The sequence below is a fragment of the Janthinobacterium sp. Mn2066 genome, from assembly GCF_049319705.1.
In the GTDB taxonomy this organism is placed as follows: Bacteria; Pseudomonadota; Gammaproteobacteria; order Burkholderiales; family Burkholderiaceae_D; genus Janthinobacterium.
Window position 1 is genome coordinate 266,752 of record NZ_JBMOUF010000006.1, and the last position, 12,358, is coordinate 279,109.

Here is a 12,358-nt window from a genome sequence, read left to right on the forward strand (position 1 = left end):
CGCCCGCGCTAGATCTGCCGCTCCTGCAGCAGGCGGCGGGCCACCGCCAGCGGACGGTAATCGGTCCAGGCGTCGAGATCGATATCGGCGTCGAGAAAGCCGTGCAGCAGCAAAAAGTCCGCCTGCTGGCGCAACCATGCCAGCCGCTGCGGCGACAGGTCCGGATGCAAGGCTTGATGAAAGCCGTTGCGGTAGGCTTGCGTCACCGCTAAAGCACTGCCGCGCGTCTCATCCTGCAGCACCCGCTGCACGCCGTCCAGGTTGCAGGCAGCCCAGTCGGCCGCGCGCAAGCTCTGCGCCAGGAAGCGCGCCACCACCTCCAGCTGATCATCGAGCAGGCTGCGATGCACCGTGATCGGACGCGGCGTGCCATTGTTGACGCGGTAGCGCTGCGGCAAGGCGTCGATATCGATACCTACTTCCAGGCCCAGGCGCTGCGCCGCATCGAACGCCGCCGCCCCTTTCACATACACGGCATCGACCCGGCCGGCGGCCAGGTGTTCGAGTCCCGCCCACAAGCCCTGCAAGCCACTCGCTCCGCGCTCGCGCTGCAGCGCGGCCTCCACTTCGACAAAACGCACATCGTCGAGCGACAGGCCGGCCGAGGCGAGCACGCCCTTCACGCCATGCAAGCTCATGCCGCGCGCGATGCTGCTGCCGCGCACATGCGCCGCAATCGGGTGCGCAATATAGGCGGGCAAGGCCACGCGCAAGCCCTTTAACTGATGCGGCGCGCGCAAGCCGCTGCCGGCGCGCACGATGATGGCCTGCCCTTCGTCGATCCAGGTCAGGCCGATCAGGCGGGTATCGGCGCCCTGTGCGCGCGCCGCCAGCGCCAGCATATTGCCGCCTTCGCGTATCAGTTGCGGCAGTGCGTGGTCGTAATGATGGCGCGCCAGGGCGCTGCCGGCCGGCTGCTCCTGCAAGGTGGCCAGCGCGATGCCGTCCGGCGCGAATTCCTCATCGAGCCAGCCCAGCTTGTAGGCCAGGCCGGTGGCCGTCGGCACCGGGCAACGGGTAAACCACAGCTGTTTCAGCGCTGCCGGCGTGGCGGCGGCCAGGGTCAGGTCCGTCATGCCGTCCCCCTATGCTGCGCGCGCATGCAGGCGCGCACTGGCCTGTTCATACGGCCCCGCGGCTATCCAGTCGCGCACGTCAAAAGTTGCGGGAATGAAGCCCCAGCGGTGCAGGAAATTGGTGAAATCCTGCAGCGCCGCCACGTTGCCTTCGCTGAAATGGGTTTGCAGGCGCAAATGGGCATCCTCGCCATAGGCGCGGCGCACCCAGAAATCATTGCTGTTCGTTTCACGGGCCAGGAACTGGCGCGCTTCAAGCGGATGTCCATGCGCCCACTGCTCGGCGCGCAGGGTCGTCTCCAGCAACAGCACGGCCGCATCGCCATGCTGGTCGAGCAGGTGCTGGTCCACCGTCAGCGTACGGGGCGTGCCGTTATTCGAGCGCACCAGCGGTTCCGGATGCGAACCGGTGTCGATCACTACCTGCAAGCCGAAATGGTGGACCAGCTGGGCCGCATGCGCGCCCTTGAGGAAAATCGCATCGACTTCGCCACGCAGCAGTCCCACCAGCTCGGCATTGCGCGAACCGCCGCTGGTGCTCAGGTCAGCCCTGCCATCGATACGCTGCACCGGCTCGTCGCTGGGACGGCGTTCGATAATGAAATCGACCAGTTCCACATCCGCCACTTCGAGGCCTTCGAGGCGCAGCGCGTTTTCCAGCGCGCGGATGGCCTGCGCCCGCGCAAAGTCGATCTGCACGTTGCGCCACAGCGGCAAGCCGAACTTGCGCCCCTTCAAATCGCGCACCGTGTTGATGCCGGAACCGGGCAAGGTCAATATCAGCTGGATCTCATCGGCCCAGGACAGCCCGACCACGCGCGTCTGCCGCCCGCTGGCGCGGGCCCAGATGGCCGGGATATTGCCGCCGTGGCGCACCGAATTTTGCAGGGTATGGTCGAAATGCGATTCGCGCACGGCCACGTCGCTGGACTCCTGCAGCGACTTGATGCTGGTGTGCTGGCGCGCGAACGCTTCTTCAAGCCAGCCGCGCTGCAGCGCGATCCCCAGGCTGGTCGGAACCGGGCAGCGGGTGTACCACAAGGTTTCTAATGCTTTGCTCATCGTGCTCTCCTGGAAGTGGGCGGATGGCCGGCGGCCATCCTGCTACCGTGTTTTGCAAACTCCATGCCATGCTGATGGCCCGCTTTGGACGCTGTTCCTGCCCCTTTTTAGTCTTAGGCTGCTGCCGCAGCAACAGCCGGGCTGCAGGCTGCTGGCACAGCAGCGGCATGGTTGCGATACAAATCGGCATACAGGCCGTCCTGCGCCAGCAAGGCATCGTGACTGCCCAGTTCGGCCACCACGCCGTGGCGTATCACGGCGATGCGGTCGGCGTCGCGTATCGTGGCCAGGCGGTGGGCGATGATGATGGAGGTGCGCCCTGCGCACAGGCGGCGCAGGGCCCGGCTGATGCGCCGTTCGCTGTGCATGTCCACCGCAGACGTGGCTTCGTCCAGCACCAGCACGGCAGGATCGGCCAGGTAGGCGCGCACCAGGCACACCAGCTGACGCTGGCCATGGCTCAGCTGACGCCCCTGTGCCCCCACCTCGGTGTGGTAGCCGCGCGGCAGGCGCTCCAGCACTTCGTCGGCGCCCAGGGCGCGGGCGGCGGCGATCAATCCATCATCGCTGGCGCCGGGCGCCGCCAGACGCAGGTTGTCCAGGATGGAACCGGAAAACAGCACGTTGTCTTGCAAGACCACCCCGACATGGCGCCGCAGATTGTGCTGCGCATAGTCGCGCACATCGCGGCCATCGAGGGCGATGCGGCCCTGCTGCACGTCGTAGAAGCGCGTCAGCAATTGCACCAGGGTGCTCTTGCCATGGCCGGTCGGGCCCACGATGGCCAGCGTCTCGCCAGCGCGGATGGACAAGTCCAGCCCCCGTATGACCGGTTCGGCCGCCTGGGCGCCGTAGGCAAAGCGCACTTGCTCGAAATCGACCTGGCCCCGCACGGACACCGGCGACACGGCCAGCGGCCGGTCGACGATGCCGGGCGCGGTATCGAGCAGCAGGAAAATGCGGTCGGCCGAGGCCATGCCCGCCGCATGGCGCTCGAACAGGTCGCCCAATTCCTGCAGCGGCCCCAGGAACAGCATCACGTAAAACAGGCTTTCGATGATCTGGCCGGCGCTGATCTGCCCCTGCGCCAGGCCATCCGCACCGACCAGCAACAGCAGCGCCATGGCCAGGTTCGACAGCAAGCCCGTATACGGCGCAAACCAGCCGGCCGTGACGCCGCCGCGCAGCATGGCCGCGCTGAACTGGCGCAGCAAACCCTGGTAGCGCAGCAGGTTGGCCGCCTGCCGGCCGCTTTGCTGCAGCAGCTGCACGCCCGTCACCGTTTCCACCAGGTGGGCCGTATAGCCGCTGCGGTGCTCGGCCACCGTGGCCCAGTTGCTGCGCGTGAGTCGCCGGAACAGCCAGGTGCCGGCGGCCAGCGGCGCGATCACCGCCGCCAGGCTGTAGAACAGCGGCGGCGCGATACGCCACAGCAGCACCCCGGCCAGCAGGCAGCGCAGCAGGGCCGACAACAGTTCGGGCGGTCCCTGTATCAAGAGCGGCTCCAGGCCGTCGATATCGCGGTCGAGGCGGGAAATGATGCGGCCTGCCCTGGCGCGGTCGAAATAGGACACGCTCAGTTGCTGTACATGCGCAAACGCGCGCACGCGCAAATCGTTCAACACGCCGATCGCGGCGCTGCCAGCCAGGTACTGCGCCGCGCCGGCCAGCGCAAAGCGCGCCAGCCAGGTGGCCGCCAGTCCCGCGCCCAGCCACCACAATAAGGGCCAGTCCAGGCGCCAGCCGCCGTCCTCGCGCAGCAGGCCATGGTCGACCAGCTCGCGCACGAACCAGGGCCGCACAAAGATCGACGCCACCAGTAAAATCTCCAGCAGCACCACGGCAGCGATGCGTCCGCGCACGGGCCGCAGCAGTGGCAGCAAGCGCCCCAATGCGGCGCGGCGCAGCGACTGGCCGGCCAGCGCCTCCTCGGTTGCCAGGTCGCTGGCAGACGCCGCCAGATCAGTCATGCGCGCCCTCCCCGTCCATGCCCAGCAGCTCGCGGTAGGCTGGCTGGGAGCGTGCCAGTTCAGCATGCGTGCCGCTGGCAACAATGCGCCCGCCGTCGAGCAACAGCACCCGGTCGGCGTGCAGGACGGTCGATAGTTTGCTGGCGATCAGCAATACCGTCTGGCGCGACGCCGTGGCGCGCAACGCGGCCAGTACGCGGCGCTCGGTCACGGCGTCGAGCGCGCTGGTGGCGTCATCGAGCACCAGCAGATCGGGCGCCGCCAGCAAGGCGCGCGCCAGGCACAGGCGTTGCCGCTGTCCACCGGACAGGGTCGTGCCACGCTCGCCCAGCCGCGTGTGCAGCCCCTGTTCCAGGCCGGCCACGATATCGTCTGCGCTGGCCAGCGCCAGTGCGCGCTGCAAGTCTGCATCGCTGGCGTGCGGCGCGGCCAAGCGGAGGTTCGCCGCCACCGTATCGGAAAAAAGAAAACTCTCTTGCGGCACCACGTGCACGCGCCGGCGCAACGCCGTCAACTCCAGGCTGGCCGCATCCTTCCAGCCGGCCACGTCGGAACCCAGTTCGACCGCGCCGCCATCGGGCTGCAGCAAGCGTGGCAGCAGATGCGCCAGCATGCTCTTGCCCGCCCCGGTGGCGCCGACCAGCGCCACCACTTCACCGGGCGCCACCGTCAAGCTGCAGCCGCCCAGTATCTGCTTGCCGCCGCCCGGTGCGCTCAGCGTCACGCGCGTGAAACGGCAGCCCAGGGGACCGGACGGCAACTGGCCGCTGCCGCCATCGAGCACCAGCGGCGTATCGAGCAAATCCCAGATGCGGCCCGCCGAAGAGCGCGCATCGGACCAGGCTTGCATGGCGCGGCCCACGCCTTCAAGGCGGAAGACCAGCATGGTGGCCAGCAGCAGCGATGCCGTCAGCTGGCCCAGGTCCAGCTGGCCGCGCGCCACCAGCACGGCGCCATACAGCATGATCCACACGTGGCCCATGGCCACGATGGCCTGCGGCAGCGGCACGCGCGAACTGGCATACGCCAGCGCCGTACGGGCCTGGCGGGCAAAGACTGCCACCTCGCGCGCAAAGCGCTCGCTGCGCTGCTGCTCCAGCACGAATGATTTGATCACCCGCACGCCCGTCACGCCTTCGGAGAGGTCCTGGTTGACGCGGTCGTAGGCGGCGCCGGTGGCGCGGTCCAGCATCACCAGATGGCCGGCCTGGTGCAACAGCAAGGCCAGCGCCACTGCACTGAGCAGCAAGGGCACCAGCCCCAGCGCCGGGTGATACCAGCACAGCAGGCCCAGCACGGCCACCAGCACCAGCACGGTATCGACCCCCTGGCGCCAGAAGGTGATCATCGCGTCGCGCACCTTGTCGGCGTCGCGCGTGGTGCGGCTGACCAGTTCCCCCATGCCATGGCGCCAGTGGTAGACCAGCTGCAGTTGCTGGATATGGCTGAAGATGCGTGCGCGCAGCTGCGTCAGCAAGCGCTGGTTGCATTGCTGCGACGCCAGCGCCACGGCGTACAGCAGCACCGCGCGCAGCAGCGCGATGGCGCCCAGCAGCGCCAGCCAGCGCAGCGCCGGTGCATGGTCCAGTGTGCCGTCGGCCAGCCGCAGCACGGCCAGTCCCTGCGTGACATCGTGCACGGCCAGGCCCAGCAGCCATTGCTGGCAAGCCAGGCCCGCATTCACCAGCACGAACAGCAGCAAGGTCACTCCCACCAGCACCGGCATGCTGCGGTAAATGGCCAGGCAGCGCAGCAGCGGAGAGCGCGCAATGGTCGATGCGGTGGAGGCGCTCACGGTGTCTCCGTCACGCCCAGCGTGCGCAGCAGCCGCACGCGCAAGCGGTCAAACTGGTCGGCGCCGCGCTGGCGCGGATGATCGAGTCCGATGCGCTCATCGAGCACGGTACGCCCGCCGCTCAGCACCAGCACGCGATCGGCCAGCTGGATCGCCTCGTCGACATCGTGCGTCACCAGCAGCACGGCCGGCTGGTGACGCCGGCACAGCTGCGCCACCAGCGCCTGCATCTTGATGCGCGTCAGCGCATCGAGCGCAGCAAACGGTTCATCGAGCATCAGCAGCTGCGGCGCGCGCAGCAGCGCACGCGCCAGCGCCACGCGCTGCGCTTCGCCGCCGGATAAAGTGGCCGGCCAGGCGTCGGCATGGCTGGCCAGGCCCACTTCGTCGAGCGCGGCCAGGGCCGCCTGGCGCTGGCTGCGCCGGTCCAGCCCCAGCAGCACATTGTCGAGCACCCGCTTCGATGGCACCAGGCGCGGCTCCTGGAACACCACGGTGCGCCGCTCAGCCACCAGTACGCTGCCGCTGTCGACGTCGTCCAGGCCCGCGAGCATGCGCAGCAAGGTGGTCTTGCCACTGCCGCTCTTGCCCAGCAGGGCGATGAATTCCCCCTGGCCGATGGACAAATCAACCCCATCGAGTACCGCCTTGCCGTCGAAGACCTTGCGCACACCCGTGACGCGCGCCGCCAGCGCCGCTTGCGCGGGCGCCACGCCGGCATCGGTGGCCAATCTGAGCTTGCTTGTTGCCGCCATATCGTTTCCGTTCAAAAGTTCCATTACAGCGCCAGACTGCACGCCGCCTATTTGCGTGCCTGCGTGCGCCATGGCATCAGCACGCGTTCGAGCACGCGCACCACCAGATCCGTCGCCAGGCCAAACAGGGCATAGATCACCACGCACACGATCAGGATCTCGGTCTTGAAATACTCCTGCGCCTGCAGCATCAGAAAGCCGATGCCCTGCGTGGTATTGATCACTTCGACGCCGATCAGGGCCAGCAGCGCCATGGTGGTCGACAGGCGCAGGCCCACCATCAGCGAAGGCAGGGCCGCAGGAAAATAGATCTCGACGATCAAACGCCAGCGCGTCAGGCCGAAGATGCGCGCCGCCTCGATAATCTTGGGATCGACATTGCGCACGCCGCCATAGGCATTCAGGTACATGGGTTTGGCGGCGCCGGCGGCAATCAATAAAATCTTCGACGATTCGCCGATGCCGAACCAGACGATCAATAGCGGTATCAGCGCCAGGAAAGGCACGGCCCGTATCATCTGCATGGTGGGATCGACCAGTTCTTCGACCAGGCGCGACAGGCCTGCCAGGATACCCAGGGCCAATCCGAAACCGCCGCCCAGCAGCAAGCCCAGGCCAGCCCGCGTCAGCGACAGCGACAGGTGGTGCCATAGCACGCCCGAACGGGCCAGCGACCACGCGCTGTCAAACACGGCCCAGGGCGACGCCAGCACATTGGCCGGCAGCGCGCCACTGGCCGACGCCAGCGCCCAGGCCAGCAGGATCAGCACCGGCACCGACAGGCGCAGCAAGATACTGCTGCGTGGCGAGCGTGGCCGCGCACGCAACGGCGTCGGCGGCGCCAGCAGTGTATTGCCACTGGCATGCTTGAGTGCGGCCGTCATGGCCGCACCACCCAGTCATCGACCGAAAACGACGCCTGGGCCACCTGCTGGGCGACACGGAAGGCCAGCAGCTTTTTCAGCGCTTCGACACCGGCCTGCGAAATCGGCTGGTCGTCAAAGGCGATGCTGGTGGTGGCGCGCACCACCTCGAGCGGATATCCGGTACTGTCGGCGCTCCAGCGGTAATACGCCTCCGGATCCTGGCGGATGGCGTCGATGCCAGCCTTCAGGCCGCGCCAGAAAGCAGGCGCGAAACGGGGATGCGCCGCCAAAAAATCTGCGCGCGCGGAAATCACGCTCACCGTGCGGCCCGTGGATGGCACCGTGCCCAGCTTGCCGATCAGGGTCAGGCCGTGGCGGTCTATCCACAGCTTGGCCACGGCGGCCGACGTTACATAGGCGTCGAGCTGATTATTCTGCAGCGCCGGCAGCGCCGCCGACGAGGGCAGCTGCGTGTATGCCACGTCCTGCAAGCCCAGTCCCTGCGCGGCGGTCTGGAAACCATAATCGAAGGTGGAGCCGAACAGCAGGCCGACACGCTTGCCGCCCAGCGCTTCCAGCGTGGCCGGGCCGCCCTTGCGCCCCACCACCCAGAAACCCGATTCCGTGTCATTCGGCGGCGTGACATACAGGGCGCGCTGCTGCTCGCCGCGTGCACGCGACAGCACGGCCGGCGAATCGCCGGTGCTGGCCAATTCCGCCTGGCCGCTCATCATGCCCAGCAAGGCGGCGGCCGTGCGCGGAAAACCCAGCACGCCGTCAAAACGGAAGCCGTCGCGCGCCAGCTCACGCTGGAATACGCCCAGGTGGATCGCATAACCGAGCGGACCGCCCGTCTGCAACTGCTTGCTGATCTGTTCGGGATTGCCCAGCGCCGCGGCGGCGATGCGAAAGCCCACGGCCGGCGCGGCACGGGATGCTGGCGCAGCGGAAGGCCGCAAGGCCAGCCATAGCGCACCGCCCAGCAGCACGGCGCCCAGCAAGGCAATGCCCGCCCGGCGGCGCAGTTTGAAGGTATCGCTCATGATGCTTCCTTAAAAACGGTAGGTGGCCGACAGACCGAAGGTACGCGGCGCGCCATACGAATACAGGCCCGTGATCAGCGCCGTGTTGCGGTAGATCTTGTCGGTGGCGTTGAGCACGTACAGGCGCACTTCATACTGCTGGCGCGGCGCCACGTAGCCCAGCGACAGGTTGCCCAGCCAATACGCCTTTTCAATCAGGAAGGGGCTGGTCTGGTCGACGGCATTGAAATACGCCTTGCTGCGGTAGCCCCAGTCCGTATTGAAGACCAGCGCGCCAGTGCTGGCGAGCCGGTACTTGTATTCGGCCTGCACGTTACCGACCACGCGCGGCACGCGGTTGAACCAGTTGCCGGCCGAGTTATGCGTCAGCGTGTCCTGGAAATCCGTGAATTCCGTGTGGTTCAGGCCCACGTTGACGCCCAGCCGCAAGTCTTTCACGGGCACCAGCGCCACCTCGATATCGAGGCCCTTGACGTCGCCACCGCGCGCATTGATGAACGTCAGCACCTGCTGGCTGGGATTGAGCGGATTGAGCGTGGTGGCCTTTTGCTGGATATTCGTGTAATCGTAGTAAAAGCCGGCCACGTTCACCTGCAGGCGGCGCTGCCACCATTCGCTCTTGAGCCCCAGCTCATACGATTTCAGGTATTCCGGCTGTATCGTCGTGACCTGGCTTTGCGTGGTCGCGCCTGCGTTGAAGCTGCCGCCGTTAAAGCCTTTCGAGTAGCGGAAATACGTACGCACATCGTCGCTGACCTGGTAGGACGGCGTGATGTCATAGGTAAACGCCGACCAGGTCTTCGAGGTATCCTGGAGCGCCGCCGTGGTCAGGTTCGCGTTCAGGCTGGACGGCAGCCACCACTGGGCCACGTTGTTATAGGTGACGCCGTTGGGCGCCGTGCGGTAGTTGTAGTCAATATCCTTTTTCTCACTCGTTTCGCGCACGCCCAGCGCCACGTCGAAGCGCTCATTGAAGCGGTAGTCGGCGTTGCCGAACAGGGCGTAGCTGGTCGACTTGAGCGTATAGTCGGTGGTGTTGTAGCTGCGTGTCTTGCTGGCGCCCGTCGCCGTCAGCGAGCCCGGCAGCACGCCCGTCTGCGAACTGAAATCGAGCTTGCCGTCAAACAGATAGGCTCCCGCCAGCCACGACAGCGCTCCCGTCTTCGGCGAGGCCAGGCGCAATTCCTGGCTCAGCTGGTCAACCGAAAACACGGTACGGTTGCGGCTCGATTCATAGGTGACGGAATCGGCGCTGGTTTGTGCACGGTCGAACTTTTCATAACCCGTGATCGAGATCAGCGACAGCCCGCCCGGCAGTTCCTTGTTCAGTGTCAGGGTCGCGCCCTTCTGCTTGAGTTTATCGGTCGGCTCCACCAGCGAAGGAATGTCGAAACGCGTCTGGCTGGGGACGGCCGTGGTACCACTGATCAGCACGGGGCCCTTGAAGTCGCGGTAATGAACATTGAGCAGGGCGTCAAAGGTGTTGGAAAACTTCGCCAGCAACTGCGTGCGCAGGCCCAGGTCGCGCCATTTTTCCGTGCCCGGCACAAAGCTGTTTTGCGCATAGCGGTCCGACTGTTCACGGTGCAGCGAAATGCGCCCTGCCAGCACGTCCTCCTTCAGTGCGCCGCCCACCGCACCTTCGAGCATGGTGCTGCCCTTGTTGCCGATACTGGCCTTGACATAGCCGTCATCGCTGAAGGTGGGTTTGCGCGAAATGAAGTTGATCGCACCACCCGTGGTGTTCTTGCCCCACAGCGTGCCTTGCGGCCCGCGCAGCACTTCGACCCGTTCCAGGTCGAACAGGGGAAATCCCACCGTGGACGCATTCCAGATATACACGTCATCGAGGTAGGTGCCGATCGGATTGGTGTTCCACACGGAGGCGTCGGACAAGCCGATACCGCGGATATAGAATTTCGGGCGGCCATGGCCGTCGGTGGTATCGGCCGTCATGTTCGGCACGAAACGGATGATGTCGCCCGCATTGCGCACTTCGCTGTTTTCCACCGTGTCGCCACCGATGACGGTCACCGCCGAGGCGATCGACTGCACATTGTCGCGGCGCTTTTCGGACGTCACCAGCACGCGCTGCAAGACTGCACCGTCCTCGTCGCCGGCCGCCGCAATCGGTGCGGTAGTCGCCGTAACGCCTTCCAGGGGGACTTCGCCGGCGGCCCAGGCGGGCGCGCCAAATGCACTGGCCAGCGCCAGTACCATGCAGCGCCGTGCGCCGCGTCGTGCTGCTTGATGATGTGCCACCCTGCCTGATGCTGCTTTCATTGCCACTCCCTGTGCGCCTGCGCGTTGAATTGAAAAGAAGTCTCCATGCCAGCGTCGCTACGCCATGCATGCGTGTCGCGCCATTCTTGGGAGTCTTTTTGCAGGAAGCATGCCAAGCACCAGGCAGACCATGGACTGCGATGCAAGTGATTGATTTAAAAGGAAATGGTGAATTGAAACGAGTGCTGCGCGGGGATCAGAAAATCAGCAGATTGCTGCGGCAGCAGCACACCAGCAGCAGTGCAAGCCGTCAAGCTGCCTCAACTCGTACCGGCAACCGTGGTCTTGATGATGCCCAGGTCGGCCAGGCGGGCGCGCACGATGTTGCGGCTCAGGTTGAGCAGGCGCGCCGTCTGCAGCTGGTTGCGGTCGCTGTATTCATAGGCACTGGCAAACACTTCGCCTTCGATGGCTTGCCACAGGTCGGGATGGTGCTGGTCGAACAGGCGCAACAAGGCCGCGCGCAAGGCTTGTTCGGGCGTCGTGGCCGGCGCGAGGGGAGCGGCGGCGGCGGAAGCCGGTGCGCCGCCGGACGACAGCTCGCCCAAGGTCGAGAAATGCAGGTCGGCCGCCGTGAGCTTGCCGCCACGGCTGATCAATAGGGCGTGATGGATCACGTTTTCCAGTTCGCGGATATTGCCAGGCCAGGAATAGCGCTTCAGGTGCAGCAGCGCATCAGCCTCCAGCAACGGCGCGGTGATGCGCAGGCGCTTGCTATACAGTTCGATGAAATGGCGCGTCAATGGCGCGATGTCGTCGGGCCGCTCGCGCAGCGGCAACAGCGCCAGCTTGGCCACATTCAGGCGGTAATACAGGTCTTCGCGGAAGTGCCCGGCGCGCACGGCCGCTTCCAGCCGGACGTTGGTGGCGGCCACCAGGCGCACATCGATTTTCACGGGTTTGCGCGAGCCGACGCGCACCACTTCACGCTCCTGCACCACGCGCAGCAGCTTGACCTGGGCGGCCGGTGGCAGGTCGCCCACTTCGTCGAGAAACAGGGTGCCGCCATTGGCTGCCTCGAACCAGCCGGCACGGCTTTCCAGCGCGCCGGTAAACGCACCGCGCTCGTGGCCGAACAGTTCGCTCTCGATCAGGGTGTCGGAAAAGGCGCCGCAATTGACGGCAATAAAGGGACGTTGACCACGCTCGGAGAGGCTGTGCACCAGGCGCGCGATCAGCTCTTTGCCGGTGCCGCTTTCACCTGTCACCAGCACGGTCGCATCGCTGGGGGCGATCAGCCGTATGCGTTCGAGCAGCACCTTCGATGCCGCATCTTCAAATGCAAGCGCCTTGGCACGGATCGAGATCGCGTGATCGGCGGGGTTGGGCAGGCTGAGCACCTCCATGACAAACTTTCATTGCGACTGTAATCTGATCAAGTTAGCATGCTGCGCACGGCCATGGAAGCAACGGTTTTGCATATGAATATCGGAAAAATGAGGGACACCGCCATGCTGCTGCCGTGCGGGCAAAACACTGCTGATCGCCTGCTGCTGGTGCAGCAATCG

9 protein-coding genes are annotated in these 12,358 nt (G+C 65.8%); all 9 read right to left on the reverse strand.

Annotated elements, in window-relative coordinates:
* Positions 1–8: 8 nt before the first annotated feature.
* Positions 9–1,076, reverse strand: coding sequence for an ABC transporter substrate-binding protein (locus ACL9RI_RS13815; RefSeq protein ID WP_422727114.1), 1,068 nt, complete (start codon positions 1,074–1,076; stop codon positions 9–11).
* A 9-nt stretch (positions 1,077–1,085) separates the two neighbouring features.
* A complete protein-coding gene (locus ACL9RI_RS13820; RefSeq protein ID WP_422727115.1) occupies positions 1,086–2,138 on the reverse strand; it encodes an ABC transporter substrate-binding protein in 1,053 nt (350 codons plus the stop codon).
* Positions 2,139–2,251: 113 nt separating this feature from the next.
* Positions 2,252–4,108, reverse strand: a complete 1,857-nt coding sequence (locus ACL9RI_RS13825) for an ABC transporter ATP-binding protein (RefSeq protein ID WP_422727116.1) — start codon at positions 4,106–4,108, stop codon at positions 2,252–2,254.
* A complete protein-coding gene (locus ACL9RI_RS13830) occupies positions 4,101–5,903 on the reverse strand; it encodes an ABC transporter ATP-binding protein (protein ID WP_422727117.1) in 1,803 nt (600 codons plus the stop codon). Before ACL9RI_RS13830 ends, ACL9RI_RS13825 begins: the two co-directional genes overlap by 8 nt.
* Entirely contained in the window at positions 5,900–6,658 is a 759-nt protein-coding gene (locus ACL9RI_RS13835; protein WP_422727118.1) for an ABC transporter ATP-binding protein, read from the reverse strand. Before ACL9RI_RS13835 ends, ACL9RI_RS13830 begins: the two co-directional genes overlap by 4 nt.
* 47 nt (positions 6,659–6,705) lie before the next feature.
* A complete protein-coding gene (locus tag ACL9RI_RS13840) occupies positions 6,706–7,542 on the reverse strand; it encodes an ABC transporter permease (RefSeq protein WP_422727119.1) in 837 nt (278 codons plus the stop codon).
* Positions 7,539–8,567 carry an ABC transporter substrate-binding protein gene (locus ACL9RI_RS13845; RefSeq protein ID WP_422727120.1) on the reverse strand — a complete coding sequence of 343 codons (1,029 nt, stop codon included), beginning with the start codon at positions 8,565–8,567 and terminating at the stop codon, positions 7,539–7,541. The genes ACL9RI_RS13840 and ACL9RI_RS13845 overlap by 4 nt, the downstream gene beginning before the upstream one ends.
* 9 nt (positions 8,568–8,576) lie before the next feature.
* Positions 8,577–10,850 (reverse strand): TonB-dependent receptor, encoded by a 2,274-nt coding sequence (locus ACL9RI_RS13850; protein WP_422727121.1) that lies wholly within the window; start codon positions 10,848–10,850, stop codon positions 8,577–8,579.
* A gap of 260 nt (positions 10,851–11,110) precedes the next feature.
* Positions 11,111–12,196 (reverse strand): sigma-54 interaction domain-containing protein, encoded by a 1,086-nt coding sequence (locus ACL9RI_RS13855; protein ID WP_422727122.1) that lies wholly within the window; start codon positions 12,194–12,196, stop codon positions 11,111–11,113.
* Between the last annotated feature and the right edge of the window lie 162 nt (positions 12,197–12,358).